The sequence below is a fragment of the Christensenellaceae bacterium genome, from assembly GCA_031260975.1.
GTDB lineage: Bacteria > Bacillota > Clostridia > Christensenellales > UBA1242 > JAISKJ01.
Map to the genome: position 1 here is coordinate 76,371 of JAISKJ010000003.1, position 23,749 is coordinate 100,119.

A 23,749-nucleotide genomic window follows, 5' to 3' on the forward strand; every position below is an offset into this window, starting at 1 on the left:
GTCGGAGAGAAAGAAATGCGGACTGATTTTTGTGTTCTTTTAATATTGGACGGATTTGGAGAAAATCCGCGAAAAAAGGGTAACGCCGTAAAAGAGGCGGGTACTCCCTTTTTGGATTATTATAAATCAAAATATCCTTATACTTCAATTTCTGCCAGCGAAGAACCCGTAGGTTTGGTTAAAGGTCAGATGGGTGACAGTGAAGTGGGGCATATGAACATAGGGGCAGGCAGAGTGGTATATCAGAACTTGCTTAAACTTAATCTTGAAATTGACAGCGGAATTTTTTTTAAGAACCCCGAAATCATAAAGACCATGGAGCATGTGAAAAAGAATAATTCAGCGCTCCATTTAATGGGTCTTATTAGCGACGGCGGCGTGCACAGTCATTATAAGCATCTTTTGGCTTATCTTGACATGGCAAAAAAGATGGGGCTGAAAAAGGTGTTTGTTCACGCTGTAACCGACGGACGGGACACCTATTATAAGAGCACCGAAAAATATTTGCTTTTGGTTGATGCACATATGAAAAAGATAGGTTTGGGTAAGTTTGCTTCTGTGTGCGGCAGATTTTTTGCCATGGACAGGGAGCACAACTATGACAGAACTAAAAAGTTTTATGATATGGTAATTTTTGGTAAGGCTACTCCTGTTGTCAGCATATATGACGGCATAAAACAAAATTATAAAGCAGGCATAACCGATGAATTTATAGAGCCGTGTATTGTTGATGACGGCGGCGGAGCTCACACTTTTAAAGACAACGATGCGTTTATTTTGGTAAACTTCAGAAAAGACAGACCGATTCAGTTTTTGGAAAGCCTAACCGACACCAAGTTTAAGGAATTTGAAACAAAGAGGCTTAAGAATTTCAGAGTGCAAACAACCACGGAAATTAGCGCAAAATTTAAAAACATTGCTGTAGCTTATGCAGATGTTGTACCTCAAAATACACTGAGCGAAGTGATAAGCAAAAACGGATTTTCTCAGCTAAAAATTGCCGAGACTACCAAATATGCCCATGTGACATATTATCTTAACGGAACGATAGAAAAACCATATAAAGGTGAGGATAGAAAGCTGTTTGAGAGTGATAAAATTCCAAACTTTGCCGTGCAACCCAAAATGCAGGCACAAAAAATTTCACAGTTTGCCATATCCTCCATAAAGAGCCATAAGTATAAATTGATTACCATTAATATTGCAAACGGAGACATGATTGGGCATACGGGCGATTATAAGGCTGCGCTTGAAGCGGTTAAGGAAGTTGACCTTAGGCTTAATGAAATTGCTGAAGCTGCTCTTGAAGAAGGGGGTACCTGCATTATAACCGCCGATCATGGAAACATTGAAGAGATGTTTACCCGTGACGGAAAGGTATCCACTCAGCATAGTATATTTAAGGTTCCGTTTGTTGTGATAGATGATGGTTTAATAGGGCTTAAGCTTAAAGAGGGCGGCAAGCTGGGTGACATTGCTCCAACGATTTTAAAGATATTAAAAATTAAGCAGCCCAAGGAAATGACAGGTATTAGTTTACTGTGATATTATTATATGAACGCATTTGCATGCCGGCTGTGTGGCCACAAGGAGAGGATTATGAAAGCAGTTATCGCAAATTTTAAGATGAACAAAACTACCAAAGAGGTGGAGGGTTATATTGACGAAATTATACCGCAGGTCAAAACTAAAAAAGTCAATATCGGGATTTGTCCGTCGTATGTGGCGCTTGGTGCTGCCTGCAAAAAGGCCAAGGGCTCAAACATTATTGTTGGAGCTCAAAACGTGAACGAAAACGACAAGGGGAGTTTTACCGGTGAAGTCTCAGCCGATATGCTGCTTGACACAGGAGCGAAATTTACGCTTGTCGGTCACAGTGAGAGACGCAGCAGAGGTTATGAAACCGAAAGTTCTATAAACAAAAAGATGCTAAAAGCTCTTAGCCGCGGTCTGGGTGTTGTGTTGTGTATTGGTGAAAACCGTGCTGAGCGGGATGAGAATATCACTCAGGAAATCTTACAGGCTCAGGTGTCGTCGGCTCTGCTCGGTGTTTATAAAAACGAGCTTAAGTCCATCACGATAGCCTATGAGCCCGTGTGGGCAATAGGCACAGGCGTTGTAGCTTCAAATGGTCAGATAGAGGACGCGATTGAATTTATAAGGGGAGTGGTGGCTACTCTTTATGATGAAGAGGCTGCTGAAACTATCGGAATTTTGTATGGCGGCAGCGTGACTGAAAATAATGCTGACGGCATAGCCAAAATAAAAGGCGTAAACGGCGCACTTGTGGGCGGAGATTCTCTGATTGTAAGCAAATTTATAAAAATAATCAGCGCATTTGACAAATAAACTAAATTGTTAGTTATGTTTTGAATTTTAGGGATATTGTTTTAAAAGATTTTATGCTTAAATGAGTTAAATAAAAACTTGGGGTAAAAATATGAAAGAAGCGGAAACTAAGGAAGTGTTAAACAGGCTTAAAGAGGCGATAAAGAAAGGTGAACCGCTCAACGACAGCGCGTTTTGGTATTTAAGTAATGATGGCATAGACGGACTTTTTGCAATTGAACAGGACGAGGAATACAAAAAAGTAGCTATTCCAAGCGTCACTCAGGATATGTTGGCAATTGCCAAATATATCGCTGAAAAACACGCTGACAAAAAACATATAATTTTTACCGATTGGGGCTGCGGCAACGGACAGATTTCCAAAATAATAACGGAGTATTTGATTAAAGAAGGCTTTGATTTGACATATATGCCTATAGACATTAGCCAAAAAGAACTTGATGTTGCTTGCATTGAGCATAAATTCGAAAATATAGTACCTGTTTTGTCGCTGTTTGAAAATCTAAAAGATTATTTTCCGCTGAAATCTGTGGGGGGGGGCAGACCGTCACGGTACATGGCTTTTTGGGTAGCACTGTAGGGAATTTTGACAAGAATAAAATAAATGAAATTATTAAGAGCGTCAAAGAAGAAGTTATTGTGCACATGGGTATAGTAGAAGTAAACTCCAAGGAATATGAAGAGGGAGTCATTGAGGGTTATGAGAACAAGATTTTTGAAAAATTTGTGCTGGGCCCCATGGTGTTCTGCGGTTTTAAAGAAGAAGATTTTGTGTTGGATGAGAGTACAGGTTTGAGGTATAAAGTAAGATTTGAAAACGGAATGGTAAAAGAATCCGTTTGCCTTGCTCATGATATAGATTTTGAAGGATGCATGCTGTCTCAGGGGGCAACATATGATATTGTTGAAAGCCGAAAATTCAGCCTGAGTATGTTTAAAGAGTTTATTGCCCCAAGCTGTGGTGATAATGTTGTTATGTTAAGTGAGTCTGGTGCCATGGCAGTGTGCAGGGCACAGGAGCAGGCAAATGCTGTTGAGCAAACATGATACAAAGTGATACATATTGCCTTTGTCCTATTGACTTATTCTGTAAAGAAGGTTATAATAAAATGCAAGTCTTAACAAACATTGCGGCGGATAGACTTGGGGGGCACTATGAATTGGTTTGAAGAAACATGGAATACACTGACGAATTTCTTGCGCGGTATTGACCCGCTTACGAGATATATTATCATTGCCGCCCTTGCCATTGTTGTTTGTATGTGTCTTATTAAGTTTATTAAAAAGAATACCAATAAAACCAGCATTATGTGGATTTATGCAGTGCTCGCTCTTTTGTGCATCGGTGTGATAATTCTTCTGAGTGTTTTTGCTTAAAACAATCTAAGGGGTTGTTTTTTCTTTTTTAGAGATGAATGTTTGTACCATTTGAACAATCTAGAAATCTTTGTTAAAAAAGCTGAAAAAGTGGTTGACTTGATATGAATAATAGTGTATAATCATAGCACTGTGAACATGGGTTGAAACATAAAGTTACCGTGTTTAGCAACAAATAACGGAGAATTTATGCCGACAAGTTGAGGCGTGACCTCAGCGACCGCTGACAAAAATAAGGGGACAGTACGTTTTTTTATTTCTCTCTCACAGTGCGACACACACGGGGACGTGTATTAACCACAAATGGTGGTTAGAATATGCTTGATTCCCAATATATAGTGGTGTCACAGAGTTTAAGGCGGATTTGGGTTAAGGAGGAAAATTATGGCAACTCAAAAAATCAGAATTAAGTTAAAGTCGTATGACCACAGTCTTATTGATATCGCTGCTGCCCGTATAATCGAGGCGGCCGAAAAGACAGGGTCAAGAATTGCGGGACCTATTCCGCTTCCGACCGAAAAGGAAGTGGTAACAATTTTAAGGTCGCCGCATGTCAACAAGGACAGCCGTGAGCAGTTTGAACTGCGCACACACAAAAGGGTGATTGATATCTATACCACTACCAAGGCGCTGGACTCACTTATGAAGCTGGATTTGCCTGCAGGTGTTGATATCAACATTAAGTTATAAGGAGCAAGGAGAAGAACATGAAGAAAGCAATTTTAGGAAAGAAGCTAGGCATGACGCAAGTGTTCGCTTCAAACGGTGAGGTTATACCCGTAACTGTGATAGAAGCCGGTCCTTGCGCCGTTGTGCAGAAGAAAACTGAAGAAAAAGACGGATACAAGGCTGTTGTTGCGGGCTTTGACCAAAAGAGAGAAAAGCTTTTTAACAAGCCCGAAACGGGAGTGTTTAAAAAGGCAGGGGTGACACCCAAAAGATTTTTGAGAGAGCTTGACTTGGATGAATATGAAACGCTGACAGTGGGCTCAGAAATCAAATGCAGCATATTCAAAGTTGGCGACATTGTTGATGTAACAGGTATTACGAAAGGACATGGGTTTAGCGGAAGTATCAAAAGACACAACCAGCACAGAACCCGCATGTCACACGGAAACGGACCTGTGCACAGAGAGGTAGGATCGCTCAGCAGCAGTAGTGATGCTAGTAAAGTATTTAAAAACAGACAAATGCCGGGGCATTTTGGAGTAGACCAAGTTACCATTCAGAACCTGACGGTTGTCAGGGTTGACGAAGCGAGAAATGCACTTTTGATAAAAGGTGCAATTCCCGGACCTAAGAATGGACTTGTTGAGGTCAGAAGTGCCATAAAGGCTAACTAAAGGGAGTAAGTAACATGCCAAAAGTTAAAGTTTATAATCAGAAAGCGGAAGTTGTTGGCAACCTGACACTGAGTGACGAAGTGTTTGGACAAGAGTATAACGAACCACTAATACATCAAGTTATTGTGGCATACAACAACAACCAGCGCCAAGGCAACAAAAGTGCACTTACTCGCAGCGAAGTGAGAGGGCACGCCAAAAAGCCCTGGAGACAAAAGGGAACAGGAAGAGCCCGTCACGGCTCATCAAAAGGTCCTCAGTGGACAGGCGGAGGAGTGGTGTTTGCACCCAAGCCCCGCGACTTTAGTCAAAAAGTTAACAAACAGGCAAAGGTTGCAGCCTTCAAAAGCGCACTTAGTGCCAAGACTGCCGACCAGGAACTTATTGTTTTGGACGAGCTTAAGATTAAGGAACCCAAAACACAGAAGTTTGTGCCTGTAATGGAAAAATTTAAAATCGAAAAACGCGCATTGTTTGTGCTTGCTGACAAAGACGAAAATATCTTAAGGGCTACAAACAACATTCCTAACATATCCGTTACTTTTGCCGACGTTTTAAACACTTATGACGTAGTGGCAAACGCTAAGGTATATATTACGCAGGATGCCGTTAAGAAAATAGAGGAGGCATACAAATCATGAACGCCTACGATATTATTAAAAAACCGCTGCTGACCGAGAAAAGTTATGCCGACATAGCAAACAAACGCTATACTTTTGTGGTTGATAAAGACGCCAACAAAATTGAGATTAAGCAGGCGGTAGAAAAGATTTTTAAAGTCAAAGTAAAACAGGTTAATACACTAAACGTAAGGGGCAAAGAAAAAGCTCAGAACACGAAAAACGGCAGGACTGTAGGGAAAACATCTTCCTATAAAAAAGCTATTGTGTGGCTAGCAAGTGATAGCAAGCCGATTGAGTTTTTTGAAAGCCTGAACTAAGAGAGGAGGAAAGAATAATGGCTGTAATAAGACATAAACCAACAACTCCTGCGCAAAGACATCTAACCACCGCTGATTTTTCGGTTTTGACCAAAAAGAAACCCGAAAAATCATTGCTTGCGGTTAAAAACAAGTCGGGCGGAAGGAATGCCAATGGAAGAATTACCGTAAGGCACACCGGCGGAGGAAACAGACAAAAATATAGATTGGTTGATTTCAGACGTAATACGGATGAAGTTCCTGCCAAGGTAACCGCAATTGAATATGACCCCAACCGTACTGCTTATATAGCACTGCTTACATATGCCGACGGCAGAAAGTCATATATATTGGCTCCGGTTGGCCTCAATGTTGGTGACACTGTGGTTTCAGGCGTAAATGCCGAAATAAAGGTGGGAAACAACCTTCCGCTTGAAAACATACCTGTAGGTTCGGTTGTTCACAACATTGAAATTTATCCGGGAAGAGGCGCACAAGTAGCACGTTCTGCCGGAATTTCGGCAAGGCTTATGGCAAAAGAGGGCAAATATGCCACTATTAAAATGCCCAGCGGCGAAATGCGTATGGTTCCGATTGCCTGCCGTGCAACTTTGGGGCAGGTGGGGAACATTGAACACGAAATTATTAACCTCGGAAAAGCAGGAAGAAAAAGACACATGGGTGTCAGACCTACTGTCAGAGGAAGCGCGATGAACCCTGTTGACCACCCGCATGGTGGTGGTGAAGGAAAGGCACCGATTGGAAGACCCGGTCCTGTTACACCTTGGGGCAAGCCTGCATTGGGTCTTAAGACCAGAAACCGCAAAAAGAGTTCGAGTAAACTTATTATAAAGCGTGTTAATTAGGAGAGTGAATTATGAGTAGATCATTAAAGAAAAAGCCGTTTGTGGAGCAGAGACTGTTTAACAGGATTGCCGCAATGAACGAAACAAATACCAAAAAGCCCGTAAAGACATGGTCTAGGGCATCGGTTATATACCCAGAATTTGTAGGTCACACTATTGCTGTTCACAACGGCAAAAAGCATATGCCGGTATACTGTACCGCTGAAATGGTTGGCCACAAATTGGGTGAGTTTGCTCCGACACGAACTTTCCATGGGCACGCCGCCAGCAAAACCAAGGGCGGGAAGAAATAAGGAGAAGTGAAATGGCAAAGAGAATAAGAGAAAAGGCTGCAAAGATAGAGCTAAACAGAGACAAACGCCCTGTTGCGCACGCCAAACACATAAGAATAAGCCCCTCAAAAGTGCGCCTTGTGGCCGATCTGGTGAGAGGTAAAAGTTATAACGAAGCCGTTGCTGTTTTAGAAAACACTCCTAATGGTTCGGCTATAGCTATTTTGAAGGCAATAAAATCTGCTGCTGCAAACGCTGAAAACAATCAGAGTATGAACAGGGACGACCTGTATGTGGCAGAAATTTATACCGGCCCCGGACCAACTCTTAAGAGAATTAACATCAGAGCCCGAGGCAGAGTGGACAGAATTGCTAAAAGAACAAGCCACATTACTGTGAGACTTGACAGCAAGGATGCGCCGGTAAAGGAAACCCCTGTGAAGGTAAAAAAGCCTGCAGCAAAGACGGAAACAAAAACCACAGTTAAGCCTGCAGCAAAACCAGCCGCAAAGGCGCCAAAGGTTGAAGCAAAGAAACCTGCCGCAGTTAAAACAGCGGCGAAACCGGCAGCGAAAGCAACAACAGAAACCGCAGCCAAGCCTGCAGCAAAGCCCGTTGCGAAAACTGCAACAAAAGCAGCCACCGGCGGCACCGCTGGCGCCAAGAAAAAATAAGGAGAAGGCAGAATATGGGACAAAAAGTTAGCCCGGTAGGGTTTAGAATGGGTGTCAACAAAACATGGGAATCGCTTTGGTACGCTAACAAAGGCGATTTTGCCAAGTTTATTAAGCAAGATAATGACATCAGACGCCACATAAAAAAGAAATATTACGCTTGTGCCATCTCTAAAATTGGTATTGAGCGCACTGCAAAAAGATTGGTAGTAAATATTACAACCGGAAGGCCGGGTGTTTTAATTGGGCAGAAGGGCGCCGGAGTTGAGGCTCTTAAGAAGGAAGTTTGCAAAATTGCAGATACCGACGCAGTTTCTATCAACATTAAAGAAGTGAGAAACATAGACCTTGATGCAGTTTTGATTGCCGAAGGTATAGCCAGTCAGCTTGAAAAGCGCGTAAAATTCAGAAGCGCTATGAAGCAGGCTATGCAGAGAGCAACCAAGGCGGGAGCCAAGGGTATTAAGACAATGGTAAGCGGAAGGCTTGAAGGGGCAGATATTGCACGAACAGAGCACTATCACTTAGGAAATCTTCCGCTACACACACTCAGAGCCGACATTGACTACGGCACAGCTGAAGCGCACACCACATTCGGTATTATCGGCGTTAAGGTCTGGGTTTATAAGGGTGATATCTTGGGCAAGTTCAGCATAACACCAAGCGCAAACTCCCGAAGAGGAGGTGGCGACAATGTTAATGCCTAAAAGAGTGAAACACAGAAAACAGCAGCGTGGAAGAATGACGGGTAAGGCCACCCGCGGAAACAAGGTTAACTACGGTGACTTTGGTTTGGTGGCTACCGAGCCGTGTTGGATTACATCCAACCAGATTGAGGCTTCACGTATTGCTATGACCAGACACACAAAGAGAGGCGGACAGGTTTGGATAAAAATATTTCCGCACAAACCCGTAACTAAAAAGCCCGCCGAAGTTCGTATGGGTAACGGAAAGGGTAACCCTGAGTTTTGGGTTGCGGTAGTAAAGCCCGGCAGAGTACTGTTTGAAATAGCAGGAATTGCTGAAGACACCGCAAAAGAAGCTTTGAGACTTGCCAGTCACAAACTGCCTTGCAAAACTAAGATAGTTAAGAAGGGTGAAGAAGTACCGGCGGACGCAAAGGAGGTAGTGGCAAATGAAAATCAATGACATAAGAGGCATGACGACCGAAGAATTGAACACAAAGCTTATTTCTAGCAAAACCGAATTGTTCAACCTTAGGTTTCAGCATGCTACGGGGAACTTAAACAACCCCATGATGCTTAATACGCTTAAAAAAGATATTGCAAAAATCAAAACTATTTTGACGGAGCGTCAGTTAAATGTTCATCAGGAACAAACTGTGAAAGCAGAAAAGAAACCTGTAGCTAAAGCTACAAAAACCACAGCAAAGTCTGCAACCAAAGCGCCTGCCAAGACAGCGGCTAAGGTTGAAGCGAAAGCTAAGCCTAAGACAGAAAAAGTAGCTGTGAAGCCTGCTGTAAAAAAGGTTGAAGCTAAGGTAAAGCCTGAAGTAAAAACAGCAGCAAAGCCGGCAGTTAAAGTTGCCAAATCTGCTGCAAAAACTACTAAGGGAGCGTAAGGAGGAGAGTTATGGAAAACACAGAGCGAAATTTGAGAAAAACCAGAATAGGTGTTGTTGTAAGTAACAAGATGGACAAAACTATCGTCGTTGCAGTTGTTTCTAACAAAAAACATCCTCTATATAAAAAAGTCGTAAAAAGTACAAAGAAGTTTTTTGCTCATGACGAAAACGATGAAGCTGGGATTGGTGATACCGTAGAAATTATGGAAACTAAACCCTATAGCAAAAACTGTCATTTCAGACTTCTTCGTATTATAGAAAAAGCCAAATAAAAGGGAGAGCGTAGATTATGGTACAACCACAAACTAAACTTAAGGTTGCTGACAACACCGGTGCAAAAGTTATTATGTGCATAAGGGTGTTGGGCGGCTCATTCAGAAGATTCGGTAACATCGGTGATATTATAGTTGCTTCCGTTAAGAAAGCTATCCCGGGCGGCACTGTAAAGAAGGGTGATGTTATCAAAGCAGTTATCGTAAGAACTAACAAGGGCGTTCAGCGCAAGGATGGGTCTTACATAAAATTTGATGACAACGCGGCCGTTATTATTGACAACGAAAAACAGCCTAAGGGTACCCGTATTTTTGGACCTGTGGCAAGAGAACTGCGGGAAAGTGGATATATGAAAATTGTTTCGCTTGCTCCCGAGGTTTTATAAGAGAGGTGAGACATGGCAAAGATGAAAGTAAAAACAGGAGATAAGGTGCTGGTGCTCACCGGCAAAGACAACGGCAAGGTTGCCGAAGTTCTGGCTACATATCCGCAGGACAACAGAGTTGTTGTCAAAGGCGTGAATGTTGTGAGTAAGAACAAAAAAGCCAGACACGCAAGAGAAAAGGGCGGAATTATCAAGTTTGAAAGCAAGATTGATGTTTCAAATGTTCAGATAGTTTGCCCGGGATGCGGAAAGGCTACCAGAATTGGGGCCGGCATCAACGAAAAGGGAGTAAAACACCGCGTTTGCAAAAAGTGCGGAGCATCCCTTGACAGCGGCAGAAGGGTTGCAAAAAAGAAGCCCACAGCAGCTGAAGAAGTAAAATCTGCATCAAAAAAGAAAGAAGAAGAAACAAGTATAGGCGGGGGCACCCCAGCTGTAACAAAATCAACTATAAAAGACGCTGAAAAGAGTCAGGCAAAAATTAAAACTTCGACTGCAAAATCTTCTACGCAAGTAGCAAAATCAAAGACTGCAGCCAGAAGCGGTAAGTAAAGGAGGAGATTATGGCTACAACAATAAAAACACCGACAGCAAAGGCGGCAAAACCAGCCGCAGAGTCTGCCGATAAGACTAAATCAAAAACTGCCAGCGGCGGCACCGCCGCAAAATCTGCTCCTGCTACTAAAGCAGTTGCAAAGCCTGCTGCGGCAAAGACAGAAGTGAAAACCGCTGCTAAACCGGCAGCTAAACCAGCCGTGAAAGTTGCTGCAAAGCCCGCTATTGCAAAAGCAAAGAAACCCACAACAGTATCTAAGAAGAGCAGACTTCATGACTATTATCTTAATGTTGTTATACCTCATTACATTAAAGAAAAGACTTATGGCAACGTTATGGAAGTCCCCAAGATTTCTAAGATAGTTTTGAACATGGGCCTGGGGCCGGTTAAAGATAATTCAAAGAGTTTTAACTTGGCACTTGAAGAGCTTGCTCAAATAACAGGACAGACACCGGTGGCTACCCTAGCCAAAAAGTCAATATCAAACTTTAAGATTAGAGACGGACAGAAGATTGGAGCTAAGGTAACTCTTCGAGGCGAGGTAATGTACGAATTTTTGGACAGACTGATTTCGATTGCGCTGCCTAGAGTGCGTGACTTTAAGGGTATCTCAAAAAAAGCATTTGATGGAAGAGGCAACTATGCTCTGGGCATAAAAGAACAGTTGGTTTTTCCGGAAATTTCTTATGAAAAAGTCGAACATATTAGAGGTTTTGATGTGATAATTGTCACTACCGCTAAAACGGATAAAGAGGCATTAACGCTGCTCACTCTAATGGGACTTCCGTTTAGAGAAAGATAAAGAGGTTTAATATGGCAAGAAAAGCATTATTAGTAAAACAACAAAGAAAACAAAAATATGAAACCCGAGAATATACCAGATGTTCTATTTGCGGGCGTCCTCATTCAGTTTTGCGCAAATACGGAATATGCAGGATTTGTTTCAGAAACCTAGCGTATAAAGGCGAAATTCCGGGCGTTAAGAAGTCAAGTTGGTAAGGAGGAGAATTGTTATGATAGTTACAGACCCAGTTGCAGACATGCTAACCCGCATCCGCAATGCACTTACTGCAAGGCATAGCGAGGTTTTGATTCCTGCATCAAAAACAAAGAATGAAATAGCACAGATCCTTCTTGGCGAAGGCTATGTAACCGCCACTGAACTAGTGGACAACGGCAATTTTAAATCTATTAAAATTGTTCTTAAATACGGCCCTAACAATGAAAAAGTTATTCAGGGTCTTAAGAGAATTTCAAAACCCGGACTTAGGGTTTATGCCAATGTACAGGACCTTCCTAAGGTTTTGAACGGACTTGGAATTGCTATAATTTCGACCAACAAAGGCATTATGACCGACAAACAGGCCCGCAGCCAGAACGTAGGCGGCGAAGTGCTTGCGTTTGTATGGTAAGGAGGTAGGTATGTCAAGAGTAGGAAGACAGGCGATAGCAATTCCGGCAGGCGTTAGCGTTGAAATAGGCGCAAATACCGTAAAGGTTAAGGGTCCCCTTGGGGAGCTGAGCCGTGACATTGAGAAAATTGTTAGCGTCAAGATTGAAGGAAATGAAGTTGTTGTGTCGCGGCACAATGACCTAAATGAAAGCAAGGCGAAACACGGCCTCTATCGCCAGCTTATTGCAAATATGGTTGAAGGCGTAAGCAAAGGTTTTTCAAAATCTTTGGTTATTAACGGCGTGGGTTACAAGCTTAACCAGAGCGGAGACAAAATCATTATGAACATAGGGTTTTCACACCCTGTTGAAATAGTTCCGACAGTTGGAATTAAACTGACCGCTAAGGGTGACAAGGAAGTTGTTGTAAGCGGCATAGACAAAGAAAAAGTCGGCCAATTTGCTGCCAAGATAAGAGACATCAAAAAGGTAGAGCCATATCACGCATATGGTATAAGATACATTGACGAAGTTGTTGTTAAGAAACAAGGTAAAACTTCGGGCAAGAAATAAAGGAGCGCAAAAGTTGTATGATAAAGCAAGCTAATAAGAATGAACAAAGACAGCCCAGACACCTAAGGGTGCGCGGCAAAATAAGCGGAACCAAAGAGTGTCCGAGACTTAACGTATATAGGAGTACCACTCACATATACGCTCAGGTCATGGATGACTCTAAGGGTGTAACACTGATAAGCGCTTCTACAGTCGAAAAGTCGATAGCCGATGCAATTGCCGGAAAAAACAAAAAAGAACAGGCTTTTATAGTTGGCGAACAGGTTGCAAAGAGAGCAGTTAAAAAAGGCATCAAGAGTGTTGTGTTTGACCGGGGCGGATATATCTATACCGGAAGAGTGCAGGCTTTGGCTGACGGCGCTCGAAGCGGCGGACTAAAGTTTTAGTGGAGGGAATTATGGCAGAAATAAAAAAAGAAGAAGGTGTTGCTCCGGCTACGGCTCCGGCTGAGGCTAAGAGCAGCAAGTTTAACAGAAATGATAGAAAGCCTGGGGATAAAAAGTTTGGCGACAAGAAATTTGGCGACAAGAAGAGAGAACCCAGACGTGAGAGAGAAGCCAGCGAGTTTGAACAGAAGCTGGTTGAAGTCAGACGTGTAGCTAAGGTTGTTGCCGGAGGCCGTACAATGAGATTTAGTGCGCTGGTTGTTGTAGGCAACAAAAAAGGTTTGGTCGGCGTGGGAACAGGCAAAGCAGCCGAGGTTCCGGACGCTATTGAAAAAGCAGCTGCAATGGCAAAACGTGGTTTGATATCAGTTCCGACCGTAGGCACTACTATTCCGCATGACGTAGTAGGAAAATTTGGCGCAAGCAGTGTAATTATGCTTCCTGCCAAAGAAGGTGCGGGTGTTATTGCGGGGGGATCAGCAAGAGCTGTTTTGGAACTTGCCGGTATTCGTGATATAACCGCAAAGGCACATGGGGCCAGCAATAAAATAAACTGTGTCAGAGCAACCATTGAAGGGCTGAAATTGCTTAGAACCCGCGAACAAATTGCGGCACTCCGCGGCAAAGCGGCAGAAGAAATTTAGAGGTGCAACTATGGAAAAGAAAACAAAAACTAAAAAATCAGCAAAGCAGCTTAAAGTAACCTATCTCAAAAGTGCCATTGGTTTTGACAAAAACCAGAAGGCAATTATTGAAGCATTGGGATTTACTAAGCTTAACACCACAAAGGTTTTTCCGGACAACGCGTGCATCCGTGGCAGTTTGTTTAAAGTAAAACACTTGGTTCAAGTGGAAGAAATTAAGGAGTAAGACTATGAATATACAATCTTTGAGCCCCGCTCCCAACTCCAAAAAAGGCAGAAAACGCCTTGGTAGAGGTGTGGGTAGCGGTTTGGGCAAGACAAGCGGTAAGGGTACTAAGGGTCAAAACTCCCGCAGCGGCGGAGGTGTTAGGCCGGGCTTTGAAGGCGGACAGATTCCTCTTATCCGAAGACTGCCTAAGCGCGGTTTTACTAATGTATTCAAAAAAGAATACAGTATAGTAAATGTAAGCGAACTTGAAACATTTAAGGACGGAACTGTTGTTGATGCAGCATTGCTTTTGGAAAACAGAATTTTGCGCAAGGTTGAGCCTTATGGCCTGAAAATTTTGGGTAATGGGAAACTAAGCAAAAAACTGACAGTTAAGGCGGCAGCGTTTACGCAGTCGGCTAAACAAAAGATAGAAAAAGCAGGCGGTAAGGCCGAGGAGGCATAATGTTTAAGAACATCATTGAGGCTTTTAAAATAAAGGAAGTCAGACGCAAAATCTGGCTCACTCTTGCCATTTTATTAGTCTACCGAATTGGTTGTTGGATTCCAACTCCAGGCATAGCTCTTGGCACCTTTGCCGGCAATGTTCAGGATGGAGGTTTCCTGTCAATAATAAGCGGTGTGAGCGGAAACGCTCTTGCCAACGGTGCGCTGCTGGCACTTGGTGTGTTGCCGTATATTAACGCGTCTATTATAATGCAGCTTTTGACTATAGCGATACCCAGACTTGAGCGTTTGGCCAGACACGGCGGCGAAGAGGGAAGAAAGAAAATAACTTTCTATACCCGTATAGCGGCTTTGGTGCTGGCTTTGGCGCAGTCTATCGGTATTGTGGTGAGTTTTGGCGCAGCAAGTTTGGATACTTCAGCAATCGCAAACCCCCTTATAGTGGGAATTATGGTTGTTTTAGTGCTAACGGCAGGTGCTATGTTCACTGTATGGCTGGGTGAAAAGATTACTGCAATCGGTATAGGCAACGGACAGTCTTTGCTTATATTTGTAGGTATCTTGTCAACCGCAGCGCAGGCAATTTCTACCGCAGTTGTTGATGTAGCAAACGACATTGACCGTATCTGGACCTTTGGTGTGTTCCTGGCGGCAGTAGTAGTTATATTTGGCTTTATTGTACTGATAGACTTGGCCGAGAGGCGGGTGCCGGTGCAGTATGCTAAACAAATCAAGGGCAGAAAAATGTATGGCGGACAGAGTACTTTTATACCCATAAAGGTGAACTCGTCAGGGGTTATGCCCATTATATTTGCGATGGCTATTATATCATTCCCTCAGCTTATAGTAAGCATGGTTTCACCAACTACGGCTTATCCGTCATATCTTGCGATGGGCGGATGGTTATATACCATAATCGTGGCGGTGCTAATACTGTTCTTCAGTTACTTCTATTCGCAGGCAACATTCAATCCGGTTGATGTTTCAAGGCGAATTCAGCAAAACGGCGGATTCATTCCGGGTATCAGGGCGGGTGCGCCCACTGCCGAATATTTGACCAAAATTTCAAGGCGTGTAACCTTATTTGGTGCAATATTTCTGGCTATAATCGCACTTGTTCCGGCACTTGTGTTTGGATTTGTTGGAGGCGGAAGTTCAATTGTAAACGCGTTTAGCGCAACAGGACTTATAATTGTAGTATCAGTTGCCCTTGAGTTTAACAAACAGCTTGAAGCGCAGCTGCTTATGCGTAACTATAAAGGCTTTTTGAAGTGATAGCAGGAGGGGGTAAGTTTATGAATATTATTTTGTTTGGAGCGCCCGGCAGCGGCAAAGGAACACTGTCAAATATGCTTGAAAAAGAGCTGGGTGTGGTGCACATTTCAACGGGTGATATGTTCAGAAGCGAAATAGCTTCTGACACGGAGCTTGGCAGAAATGTTAAAGGCTATTTGGACAGCGGCAGCCTTGTGCCGGATGAAATTGTAATAGGGGTCATAAAAGAAAGACTAAGCAATTCTGACACCAAGAAAGGAGTTTTGTTTGACGGCTTTCCTAGGACGGTTTTTCAGGCTAAGGCTCTTGACAAGATTTGTAGCATAGACAAAGTAATTTTAATAGAAATAACCCCCGAGGCTGTTATTAAAAGACTTACTACAAGGCGCATGTGTAAGCAATGCCAAAAAATAACAAACCTTAGATGGTTGGTTAACGGCAAATGTGAGAAATGCGGCGGAGAAGTTTATCAGCGTGATGACGACAAAGAAGAGGTCATAATAGACCGACTGAAAAATTATGAAATGCTTACAAAACCGCTTGCTGAGTATTATACTAAAGCATGCAAGTTGCTTATGATGGAAGCAAAACAAGAGGTGAGCGACAATCTTAAAGACGCGTTGGCTTTGATTAACAAAAAGAGTTAGAGTAATGAAAGTGTTGGTGTTGTGAGGTATTATGATAGATATAAAAATTGCAGACCAGATAACTAAGATGCGTGCAGCCGGAAAGCTGACGAGGGAAACATTGGAGTTTATTGAAAAAAACATTAAACATGGGGTTACTCCCAAACAGTTGGATAAGCTTGCGTATGATTATATTATCCATAACGGCGGATATCCGAGTTGCCTCGGGTTTGAGGGGTATAAATACAGCACTTGCATGTCGGTGAACAACACTATAGTGCATGGAGTGCCAACTGATGAACCCCTTAAAGAAGGCGATATCATCAGCGTTGATCTCTGTGTTGAACTTAACGGTTTTAACGGAGACAGTGCCCGAACATATCCGGTGGGCAAGATATCAAAAGCAAGGCAAAAACTTATTGATGTGACTAAACAAAGTTTTTTTGAAGGTATAAAAAACATTAAGGATGGCAGCACAGTCGGTGACATTGGGGCACAGGTACAAAAATACGTTGAAAAGCATGGCTTTTCAGTGGTGCGTGACTTGTGCGGGCACGGAATAGGAAAGACTATTCATGAAGAGCCTCCGGTGCCAAATTTCGGCAAAGCGGGTCTTGGCCCTAAGCTTCACGCAGGCATGACCATATGTGTTGAGCCTATGGTGAATGCAGGCGACTGTCAGGTAATATTTGACAAGACCGACGGCTGGACAGTGCGTACTAAAGACGGAAGCGATGCGGCACACTATGAAAACACAATTCTCATAACCAAAGACGGTGTGGAGATTTTAACATGAAAAATCTAACATATGTTTTAAAAAAAGGAAGCTTTGTTGTGTCTTTAACAGGTCACGATGAGGGACGGACATACGTGGTTACGGAGGTAATCAACAGCGACTTTGTGATGCTTGCCGACGGCACCTATCACAAGTTGAAAAACCCCAAACGCAAGCGTATAAAACACATAAAAAATACAGGTAAGGTATCAGACCTTATAGCAGTACAGAAATTTAATGACAACAATATTCATGCCGAAATAATAAATTTTGGCAAAAGCGGTAAATAAGAAAATAAATTTTCTTACGTACCTAAAGAAAAATAAATTTTTCTTAGCATCCTAAAGGAGAGAAGATTAAGATGGCAAAATCTGACAATCTTGAAATGGAAGGAATAGTGAAGGAAGTTCTGCCCAACGCAACGTTTAAGGTAGAACTGCCCAACAAGCATAGTATTACTTGCTATATTTCCGGCAAGCTTCGAATGAACTACATAAAGATATTAGAAGGCGATACAGTCAAGGTGGAGATAAGTCCATATGACCTTAGTCGCGGCCGCATAACTTATCGAGTTAAGTAATAAGCAGATAGTTGCGGGTTTATTCCCCAACAATAGAAATAAAAAGTAGCCCGCGGTGATACACCGCAGAATAAGGAGAAAGATCATGAAAGTTCGTCCATCAGTGAAACCTATATGCGACAAGTGTAAGGTTATAAAAAGAGAAGGCAAAGTAATGGTTATTTGCAAAAATAAGAAACACAAACAGACACAAGGTTAAAACTTGTGGATTTTTGCTGTTAAAAGCAAGACTAGTATTGAAAATAATCGCTAAAGGGGCGGCTGGTGTATTCGTTACACTCCCTGAGCGTTTATTGTGAGCAAGCAAGGTTGTGTGCAAATTTGTTTGCATAAGACTTAGCAAGCGAACAACGAAGGTTTTATCATGCAATGTTTGTTGTCGTATCTATAAGGGTAAATCCCGAATAGATTAAAGGCTTTAGCCTAGGACATAAAACCTTTGATATATATAAAAAACTAATAAGGCCCACATCTCCTTGGGAGTAAATGGCCTTACATTAAAATAAAGGAGAAAAAACAATATGGCTCGTATTGCAGGTGTAGACCTACCCAACGAAAAGCGTGTGGAGATAGGACTTACTTATATAAAGGGTATAGGCAGAGTAACTTCCAATAAAATATTGGAGGCTACTAAAATCAGCCCTGACCTTAGAGTAAAGGACTTGACAGAGGCCGATGTTGCTAAGTTGCGTGAATTCATTGACCGCAATGTTGTGGTTGAGGGTGACCTTCAGAGAGAAGTTTCGCTCAATATCAAAAGGCTTGGCGAAATCGGATGTTATAGAGGTATCCGTCACCGTAAGGGACTTCCCGTGCGCGGACAGAGCACCAAACAAAACGCAAGAACCCGTAAAGGTCCTAAGAAAACTGTTGCCAAAAAGAAAAAGGCAGTTTAATAAATTATAAGCAGAGCTTTAGCTTTGCGTAAAAGGAGAATAGAGTTAAAATGGCTGTTGTTAAAAAAACAAGAAAGAGAAAAACAACAAAAAATATTGACAAGGGTGCAGTATATATACAAGCATCTTTCAACAATACAATGGTTACTTTTACCGACACTGCCGGCAATGCTATTGCGTGGTCAAGTGCCGGAAGCTCGGGCTTTAAGGGTTCCAGAAAAAGCACACCATTTGCGGCAGGTCTTGCCGTAGAAAAGGCTGCCAAGGCCGCCAAAGACCAAGGAATAAAATCAGTCGAAGTTTATGTTAAAGGACCGGGTAACGGCAGAGAAGCCGCTATCCGTGCTATTGCCGCTGCTGAAATAGACGTTACAAAAATAAGTGATGTTTCGCCTATTCCGCACAACGGCTGCCGTCCTCCAAAACGAAGAAGAATATAAAAGGAGTTTTAAGTTATGGCTAAATATATTGATGCAGATTGCCGTCTGTGCCGCAGAGAAGGATGCAAACTGTTTCTGAAAGGCGACAGATGCGTATCTTCTAAATGTGCTATGGAAAAGCGTCCGGTAGTTCCGGGCCAGCACGGAGCAGCCAGAAGGAAGGCAAGCGATTATAGCTTGCAGCTGCGCGAAAAGCAAAAAGTAAAGCGTGCTTATGGGTTGCTTGAAAAACAATTCCGCAGTTATTATGAAGAAGCTGAACGCATGAGCGGCGTAACCGGTGACAACATGCTGTCACTGCTGGAACGCAGACTTGACAACGTTGTATACCGTATGGGTATCGGCGACAGCAGAGCTGAAAGCAGACAGATTGTTACTCACGGTCACATAACCGTTAACGGCAAAAGTGCAAACATTCCGTCATTGATAGTTAAAGCGGGCGATATTATTGCAGTTAAGGAAAACAAAAAGAACATTGAAAAGTTCAAACAGCTTAAGGATATCAAGCTTACTCTTCCGAAATGGCTGGAGTTTGACAACAAAGCTCTGACAGGCAAGGTAAACGCTCTGCCGCAGAGAGATGATATTGATTTGAACATTCAGGAACACTTAATTATCGAATTGTATTCTAGATAACAGGGAGGAAATTTTTCTATGATGGAAATCGAAAAGCCAAGAATCACTATCGAAGAGCAGGATGGCGGCCATGTTGCAAAATTTGTGGTAGAGCCGCTCGAAAGGGGTTTTGGTATTACGCTGGGGAACTGCTTGCGAAGAACACTCTTAAGCTCGCTCCCCGGGGCTGCCGCAGTAGCCATTAGAATTGCGGGCGTTCAGCACGAGTTTTCAAACATACCGGGTGCAACCGAGGATGTTACGGACATTGTGCTTAACATAAAAAATCTTTCAGTAAAGACAAGTACTTTAGAAAGAGATTTCAGAACAACTCTGCGGCTTGTAGCTAAGGGGCCCAAAACAATTACCGCTAAGGATTTTGAAACCAACAGCAGCGTGGAGATACTTAATCCCGATTTGGTCATCTGTACGCTTGACGAGGGCGGCAAAATTGACATGGAAGTGATTATCGGCAGAGGCCGAGGTTATGTTGCAGCAAGCCAGAATAAGAGCGAGGATGACCCCATCGGCTATATCGCAATAGACTCTATCTTTACCCCCATAAAGAGTGTAAACTACAGTGTAGAGAGCACACGTGTGGGCCGAAGCATAGACTTTGACAAGCTGACGATTGAGGTTAGGACCAACGGCACAATGACGGCCAGAGAAGTAATCAGCCTTTCGGGCAAGATTATTCAGGATCACATTGCATTGTTTGTAAACCTTGTGGGTTTTATGAGCGGGCTTGACATTTTGGTAAATAAAGAAGAGAGCAAGCAGGTTAAGGTTTTGGAGATGGCCATTGAAGATATGGATTTGTCGGTGCGAAGTTACAATTGTTTGAAGCGTGCCAACATAAACACTATTGAAGATTTGACCAGAAAATCTAAAGACGATATGTTAAAGGTGCGAAACCTGGGGCTGAAGTCTTTGGAAGAAGTTATTCAAAAATTGGAAAGTATGGGGCTGGCCCTTAGGAATGATGAAGAATAATAAATAAACAAATATAACTTGCGGGGCAAGAGAGTGGGGCACCCCACACCCGCAAAATTTTAAGGAGGAGAAAATGGCACAGAAAGTAAGACTCAGTTTGCCTACCAAAGAAAGATTGTCGCTTCTGCGCTCACAGGCTACCGACCTTTTGTGGTATGGCAGGCTGGAGACAACCGAAACGAGAGCTAAGGCAACTGCCAGATATGCCGAAAAACTTATCACTCTTGCGATGGATAGTTATGACGACACTGTAAAGGTTTTAAAAAATGAACTTGACAGCAAAGGCGTAAAAATCAAGAGAGAAGTAATTAATGACGGCGCAAAAAAACTTGCGGCAAGGCGTAAAATTATGTCTAAGCTTTATGACAAACAAGAGCAGCGTAAGGAAAAAGAGCCCAAGGCTACTTTTGACGAACGCATAAAAGACATAAACCACCCGCTTATCGAAAAGATATTCAATGTCTATGGCCCGAAGTACGCTAAGCGTGCTGAAGAGCTGGGGCAGCGCGGCGGATATACAAGAGTGCTCAAAATCGGCAAGCGTCGCGGAGATGCTGCTGATATGGCAATTGTTGAACTTGTTTAAAAAGACCGAAAAGGTCTTTTTTTTGTTGAAGGGGCGGTCTCCTATGCGGATAGCTCACATTATAAAGTTGAGTCAGTTTTTTATTTTTCTTAAAAATACCCCTTGACAAGAGCGAGCGAGATATAATGTAGTTGTTCACTAATAGCAAAAAGTCTGTTGATAAGTTAATTGTGCGCAGGAAGTTATGAAAAGCGAGTCAGTGTCTTTTTTAATAAAGGCTGACATATAATTATATTATTTAAAAACAAAACATTATCAAATTTCTTTACATTCTGCGTGAGTGTGATATAATTGAAATATTGAAAGGAGGTAGATATGCAACCTTGGATTTGGGCGATTATTATTGCCGTATTGCTGATTGTTGAATTTACAACAATGGGGCTGGTTTCAATCTGGTTCGCTCTTGGTGCCGTTGTAGGTTTTGTATTATCATTTTTTGGCATCCCATGGTATTGGGAGGTTGTTGCAAGCCTTGGAGCGGGGTTTATTTTGCTTGCTTCAACACGAAAGTTTGTGGTGAAGTTTTTGCAGATAAAAGCTGTAAATACAAATGCTGATAGCATGGTAGGAAAAGAAACGCTACTTTTAGAAGATGTTGATATAGATAAAAAGGGTAGTGTAAGACTTAACGGAACAACCTGGACGGCAGCCGGTGAAAAGGCAATTGCGCAGGGGGTCAGAGTGAGAGTTGTTAAGCTTGAAGGCAACACTGTTTGGGTTGAAGAAATCATTGAACTCAAGACAGAAGCCAAGCAAGCTGAACCTGAAAAGCCTGCTGAAATAAATATTAAAACAACAAAAACAAAAAAAATAACCAGCGGGTGATATTCCGCAAAAAGGAGAATTAAAAAATGGGTTGGATTATAGGAATAATTATAGTATTGGTGGTGATTGCTATTATTTTGATAGCATCTATCCGAATTGTTAAACAAAGCACCGCAGTTGTGGTGGAGCGTCTTGGTGTGTATAAAAGAACCATGCAACCTGGACTTAGATTTTTGGTTCCGTTTATTGACAGGCGTGTCAAGACCATATCTCTTAAAGAAATGGTTGCTGACTTCAAACCGCAGCCGGTTATAACCAAAGATAACGTAACTATGCAGATTGACACGGTTGTATATTATCAGGTGACTGACCCCAAACTGTTTACGTATGGGGTAGACAGACCTATAAGCGCAATTGAAAACCTTACAGCTACTACGCTTAGAAATATTGTTGGTGAGCTGGAACTCGACCAGACACTTACCAGCCGTGATACCGTAAACGCTCAGATGCGTATAATCATTGACGAAGTTACCGACGCATGGGGTATAAAGGTTAATCGTGTGGAGCTTAAAAACATACTTCCTCCGAGGGATATTCAGGAAAGCATGGAAAAGCAGATGAGAGCGGAGCGTGAGCGCCGTGAGTCAATTTTGAGAGCTGAAGGAGAGAAGCAAAGTCAGATTTTAGTGGCCGAAGGTGAAAAGGCTGCAGCGGTTTTAAGAGCCGAGGCTAAGAGAATATCACTTTTGACTGAAGCTGAGGGTCAGGCTGAAGCCATAAGACGTATAATTGCAGCAAAACCCGACGCAGCGTATTTGACACTTCAGGGGTTTGAGGCACTGAGACACTTGGCCAACGGAGAGGCTACAAAGATTATTGTGCCAAGCAACATTCAGGATGTGGCAGGACTACTGACAAGTATGACAGAAGTGTTAAAATCACCCTCGCCAGAACCATCAAAAAAGGTTGTAGTTGCTGCAAAACCCGCAGCCAAACAAAGTCCTGCTAAAAAATAATTCTATAAAAAAAGAGCCTAACAGCTCTTTTTTATTTGGAAGTTATTATTAATTGGTTTCAGTAATGTTGCTCAGTGCGGGAGGCAGCTGATACCAATCAAGACTGTTACGCTCCAAAAATATCTTTTCCATAACCTCGCGGGTTTCAAGCATCAGACTTTCGGCGCTTCTCAGCTCACCTCCTTCAGTTTTGGGGCTTATGGGTTTGCAAACAGTTAAAACTATGGTAGGTTTTTTGCGTCCTAAAAATTTATTGAATCGTTTGGGTTTTTTAAAGCTCAGCACAATGGGAACAATAGGTACTTCGGCACGCACTGATATGCTGAATGCGCCCTTTTTAAAAGTTCGCAGCTTGTTGTAATAGGGCCACATGCTGCCTTCAGGGAAAATTATCATTGTGCGCCCGATCTTAAGGCCCCTGTCGATATCATCAAAAAACTTAGCTTTGCTTTTGAGGTCAAAGGGTACAGGTACGGCATCCATAAGACGAATTAGTCTTCGCACAACGGGAATTTGATATATAGCCGGATTGCAGATATAGAACGGTCGTGTCGGAAAAAGAGCGGAACCCTGCAAAACGCATTGGTCGAGCACTATGCTGTGATTGCAGCATACAATTTTGCCTTGCTTTTTTAAAGCTCTTAGGTTCTTTTTTCCATAAACCTTTACGCCGTGCTTTATTTTTACAATCGGCCCCACAATAAATACTGCAAGGCAGTTGAAGCAAAAGGCAAAAAATCGATGCAGGGGTCCGAACTTTAAAAACTTGAAATTGGGTGAAAATGCGCACTTTTTTAGAGGAGTCCAATTTGCAACAAGCTCTTCTGCTTCGTTGTCTGAAAATGGTTCGTCCTGAAGTTCAAACGGATTTTTCTTACCGTACTTCACTTTTTCTTTTTTCATTATTATCAA

General features: G+C 42.6%; 37 protein-coding genes and 3 pseudogenes. 39 read left to right on the forward strand and 1 reads right to left on the reverse strand.

What is annotated here, in order from left to right; translation table 11 throughout:
• The first annotated feature begins 15 nt into the window (after window positions 1-15).
• The 39 genes and pseudogenes from gpmI (at window position 16) to LBN07_01205 (ending at window position 22,837) form a co-directional block, all read left to right on the forward strand.
• A complete protein-coding gene (gpmI, locus tag LBN07_01015; protein MDR0850049.1) occupies window positions 16-1,545 on the forward strand; it encodes a 2,3-bisphosphoglycerate-independent phosphoglycerate mutase in 1,530 nt (509 codons plus the stop codon).
• Between the two features lie 54 nt (window positions 1,546-1,599).
• Window positions 1,600-2,349 (forward strand): triose-phosphate isomerase, encoded by a 750-nt coding sequence (gene tpiA / locus LBN07_01020; GenBank protein MDR0850050.1) that lies wholly within the window; start codon window positions 1,600-1,602, stop codon window positions 2,347-2,349.
• A 91-nt stretch (window positions 2,350-2,440) separates the two neighbouring features.
• On the forward strand, window positions 2,441-2,929 hold the full coding sequence (locus LBN07_01025) for an L-histidine N(alpha)-methyltransferase (GenBank protein ID MDR0850051.1): 489 nt from the start codon (window positions 2,441-2,443) through the stop codon (window positions 2,927-2,929).
• On the forward strand, window positions 2,914-3,396 hold the full coding sequence (locus tag LBN07_01030; protein MDR0850052.1) for a hypothetical protein: 483 nt from the start codon (window positions 2,914-2,916) through the stop codon (window positions 3,394-3,396). Before LBN07_01025 ends, LBN07_01030 begins: the two co-directional genes overlap by 16 nt.
• Before the next feature lie 108 nt (window positions 3,397-3,504).
• Complete coding sequence (locus LBN07_01035; GenBank protein MDR0850053.1) at window positions 3,505-3,726, forward strand: hypothetical protein; 222 nt, start codon at window positions 3,505-3,507, stop codon at window positions 3,724-3,726.
• Between the two features lie 384 nt (window positions 3,727-4,110).
• Entirely contained in the window at window positions 4,111-4,416 is a 306-nt protein-coding gene (rpsJ, locus tag LBN07_01040) for a 30S ribosomal protein S10 (GenBank protein ID MDR0850054.1), read from the forward strand.
• A gap of 17 nt (window positions 4,417-4,433) precedes the next feature.
• Window positions 4,434-5,069 (forward strand): 50S ribosomal protein L3, encoded by a 636-nt coding sequence (gene rplC, locus LBN07_01045; GenBank protein MDR0850055.1) that lies wholly within the window; start codon window positions 4,434-4,436, stop codon window positions 5,067-5,069.
• A gap of 14 nt (window positions 5,070-5,083) precedes the next feature.
• A complete protein-coding gene (gene rplD / locus LBN07_01050; GenBank protein MDR0850056.1) occupies window positions 5,084-5,710 on the forward strand; it encodes a 50S ribosomal protein L4 in 627 nt (208 codons plus the stop codon).
• The gene (gene rplW, locus LBN07_01055; protein MDR0850057.1) at window positions 5,707-6,009 is read left to right on the forward strand and encodes a 50S ribosomal protein L23; all 303 of its coding nucleotides are present in this window, start codon (window positions 5,707-5,709) and stop codon (window positions 6,007-6,009) included. Before rplD ends, rplW begins: the two co-directional genes overlap by 4 nt.
• Before the next feature lie 17 nt (window positions 6,010-6,026).
• A complete protein-coding gene (gene rplB, locus LBN07_01060; protein MDR0850058.1) occupies window positions 6,027-6,854 on the forward strand; it encodes a 50S ribosomal protein L2 in 828 nt (275 codons plus the stop codon).
• Between the two features lie 11 nt (window positions 6,855-6,865).
• Complete coding sequence (gene rpsS / locus LBN07_01065) at window positions 6,866-7,147, forward strand: 30S ribosomal protein S19 (protein MDR0850059.1); 282 nt, start codon at window positions 6,866-6,868, stop codon at window positions 7,145-7,147.
• A 44-nt stretch (window positions 7,148-7,191) separates the two neighbouring features.
• Window positions 7,192-7,539: pseudogene (gene rplV / locus LBN07_01070) on the forward strand (50S ribosomal protein L22).
• 275 nt (window positions 7,540-7,814) lie between these two features.
• A complete protein-coding gene (rpsC, locus tag LBN07_01075; protein ID MDR0850060.1) occupies window positions 7,815-8,507 on the forward strand; it encodes a 30S ribosomal protein S3 in 693 nt (230 codons plus the stop codon).
• The gene (rplP, locus tag LBN07_01080; protein ID MDR0850061.1) at window positions 8,494-8,949 is read left to right on the forward strand and encodes a 50S ribosomal protein L16; all 456 of its coding nucleotides are present in this window, start codon (window positions 8,494-8,496) and stop codon (window positions 8,947-8,949) included. The genes rpsC and rplP overlap by 14 nt, the downstream gene beginning before the upstream one ends.
• Window positions 8,936-9,133, forward strand: a pseudogene (rpmC, locus tag LBN07_01085) (50S ribosomal protein L29). The gene rplP and the pseudogene rpmC overlap by 14 nt, the downstream one beginning before the upstream one ends.
• A gap of 260 nt (window positions 9,134-9,393) precedes the next feature.
• The gene (gene rpsQ / locus LBN07_01090) at window positions 9,394-9,657 is read left to right on the forward strand and encodes a 30S ribosomal protein S17 (protein ID MDR0850062.1); all 264 of its coding nucleotides are present in this window, start codon (window positions 9,394-9,396) and stop codon (window positions 9,655-9,657) included.
• Window positions 9,658-9,674: 17 nt separating this feature from the next.
• Window positions 9,675-10,043 (forward strand): 50S ribosomal protein L14, encoded by a 369-nt coding sequence (gene rplN, locus LBN07_01095; GenBank protein MDR0850063.1) that lies wholly within the window; start codon window positions 9,675-9,677, stop codon window positions 10,041-10,043.
• A 12-nt stretch (window positions 10,044-10,055) separates the two neighbouring features.
• A pseudogene (rplX, locus tag LBN07_01100) lies at window positions 10,056-10,373 on the forward strand (50S ribosomal protein L24).
• A 449-nt stretch (window positions 10,374-10,822) separates the two neighbouring features.
• Complete coding sequence (gene rplE, locus LBN07_01105; protein MDR0850064.1) at window positions 10,823-11,401, forward strand: 50S ribosomal protein L5; 579 nt, start codon at window positions 10,823-10,825, stop codon at window positions 11,399-11,401.
• Between the two features lie 11 nt (window positions 11,402-11,412).
• On the forward strand, window positions 11,413-11,598 hold the full coding sequence (locus LBN07_01110) for a type Z 30S ribosomal protein S14 (GenBank protein ID MDR0850065.1): 186 nt from the start codon (window positions 11,413-11,415) through the stop codon (window positions 11,596-11,598).
• Between the two features lie 14 nt (window positions 11,599-11,612).
• A complete protein-coding gene (gene rpsH / locus LBN07_01115; GenBank protein MDR0850066.1) occupies window positions 11,613-12,011 on the forward strand; it encodes a 30S ribosomal protein S8 in 399 nt (132 codons plus the stop codon).
• Between the two features lie 10 nt (window positions 12,012-12,021).
• Window positions 12,022-12,564: a 50S ribosomal protein L6 gene (rplF, locus tag LBN07_01120; GenBank protein ID MDR0850067.1), complete on the forward strand. Its 543-nt coding sequence runs from the start codon at window positions 12,022-12,024 to the stop codon at window positions 12,562-12,564.
• A gap of 17 nt (window positions 12,565-12,581) precedes the next feature.
• Entirely contained in the window at window positions 12,582-12,950 is a 369-nt protein-coding gene (gene rplR, locus LBN07_01125) for a 50S ribosomal protein L18 (protein MDR0850068.1), read from the forward strand.
• Between the two features lie 191 nt (window positions 12,951-13,141).
• Window positions 13,142-13,594: a 30S ribosomal protein S5 gene (gene rpsE / locus LBN07_01130; protein MDR0850069.1), complete on the forward strand. Its 453-nt coding sequence runs from the start codon at window positions 13,142-13,144 to the stop codon at window positions 13,592-13,594.
• Window positions 13,595-13,604: 10 nt separating this feature from the next.
• Window positions 13,605-13,820: a 50S ribosomal protein L30 gene (gene rpmD, locus LBN07_01135; protein MDR0850070.1), complete on the forward strand. Its 216-nt coding sequence runs from the start codon at window positions 13,605-13,607 to the stop codon at window positions 13,818-13,820.
• A 4-nt stretch (window positions 13,821-13,824) separates the two neighbouring features.
• Window positions 13,825-14,268 carry a 50S ribosomal protein L15 gene (gene rplO / locus LBN07_01140; GenBank protein ID MDR0850071.1) on the forward strand — a complete coding sequence of 148 codons (444 nt, stop codon included), beginning with the start codon at window positions 13,825-13,827 and terminating at the stop codon, window positions 14,266-14,268.
• Complete coding sequence (gene secY / locus LBN07_01145) at window positions 14,268-15,545, forward strand: preprotein translocase subunit SecY (protein MDR0850072.1); 1,278 nt, start codon at window positions 14,268-14,270, stop codon at window positions 15,543-15,545. The genes rplO and secY overlap by 1 nt, the downstream gene beginning before the upstream one ends.
• Before the next feature lie 20 nt (window positions 15,546-15,565).
• Window positions 15,566-16,192, forward strand: coding sequence for an adenylate kinase (locus LBN07_01150; GenBank protein MDR0850073.1), 627 nt, complete (start codon window positions 15,566-15,568; stop codon window positions 16,190-16,192).
• A 31-nt stretch (window positions 16,193-16,223) separates the two neighbouring features.
• The gene (gene map, locus LBN07_01155; GenBank protein MDR0850074.1) at window positions 16,224-16,967 is read left to right on the forward strand and encodes a type I methionyl aminopeptidase; all 744 of its coding nucleotides are present in this window, start codon (window positions 16,224-16,226) and stop codon (window positions 16,965-16,967) included.
• Window positions 16,964-17,236, forward strand: a complete 273-nt coding sequence (locus LBN07_01160) for a KOW domain-containing RNA-binding protein (protein MDR0850075.1) — start codon at window positions 16,964-16,966, stop codon at window positions 17,234-17,236. The genes map and LBN07_01160 overlap by 4 nt, the downstream gene beginning before the upstream one ends.
• 71 nt (window positions 17,237-17,307) lie before the next feature.
• Window positions 17,308-17,526: a translation initiation factor IF-1 gene (gene infA / locus LBN07_01165; GenBank protein MDR0850076.1), complete on the forward strand. Its 219-nt coding sequence runs from the start codon at window positions 17,308-17,310 to the stop codon at window positions 17,524-17,526.
• 85 nt (window positions 17,527-17,611) lie between these two features.
• Window positions 17,612-17,725, forward strand: coding sequence for a 50S ribosomal protein L36 (rpmJ, locus tag LBN07_01170; GenBank protein ID MDR0850077.1), 114 nt, complete (start codon window positions 17,612-17,614; stop codon window positions 17,723-17,725).
• 322 nt (window positions 17,726-18,047) lie between these two features.
• Window positions 18,048-18,422 carry a 30S ribosomal protein S13 gene (gene rpsM / locus LBN07_01175; GenBank protein ID MDR0850078.1) on the forward strand — a complete coding sequence of 125 codons (375 nt, stop codon included), beginning with the start codon at window positions 18,048-18,050 and terminating at the stop codon, window positions 18,420-18,422.
• 50 nt (window positions 18,423-18,472) lie between these two features.
• Window positions 18,473-18,862, forward strand: coding sequence for a 30S ribosomal protein S11 (gene rpsK, locus LBN07_01180; GenBank protein ID MDR0850079.1), 390 nt, complete (start codon window positions 18,473-18,475; stop codon window positions 18,860-18,862).
• Window positions 18,863-18,877: 15 nt separating this feature from the next.
• Window positions 18,878-19,498, forward strand: a complete 621-nt coding sequence (gene rpsD / locus LBN07_01185) for a 30S ribosomal protein S4 (protein MDR0850080.1) — start codon at window positions 18,878-18,880, stop codon at window positions 19,496-19,498.
• 18 nt (window positions 19,499-19,516) lie between these two features.
• A complete protein-coding gene (locus LBN07_01190) occupies window positions 19,517-20,470 on the forward strand; it encodes a DNA-directed RNA polymerase subunit alpha (GenBank protein MDR0850081.1) in 954 nt (317 codons plus the stop codon).
• 73 nt (window positions 20,471-20,543) lie between these two features.
• A complete protein-coding gene (locus tag LBN07_01195; GenBank protein ID MDR0850082.1) occupies window positions 20,544-21,056 on the forward strand; it encodes a bL17 family ribosomal protein in 513 nt (170 codons plus the stop codon).
• Between the two features lie 315 nt (window positions 21,057-21,371).
• Window positions 21,372-21,881 (forward strand): NfeD family protein, encoded by a 510-nt coding sequence (locus tag LBN07_01200; GenBank protein ID MDR0850083.1) that lies wholly within the window; start codon window positions 21,372-21,374, stop codon window positions 21,879-21,881.
• Window positions 21,882-21,907: 26 nt separating this feature from the next.
• Window positions 21,908-22,837, forward strand: a complete 930-nt coding sequence (locus tag LBN07_01205; protein MDR0850084.1) for an SPFH/Band 7/PHB domain protein — start codon at window positions 21,908-21,910, stop codon at window positions 22,835-22,837.
• Window positions 22,838-22,885: 48 nt separating this feature from the next.
• Here the strand turns inward: LBN07_01205 and LBN07_01210 are convergent, their stop codons facing one another.
• Window positions 22,886-23,740 (reverse strand): 1-acyl-sn-glycerol-3-phosphate acyltransferase, encoded by an 855-nt coding sequence (locus tag LBN07_01210; protein ID MDR0850085.1) that lies wholly within the window; start codon window positions 23,738-23,740, stop codon window positions 22,886-22,888.
• Window positions 23,741-23,749: the final 9 nt, after the last annotated feature.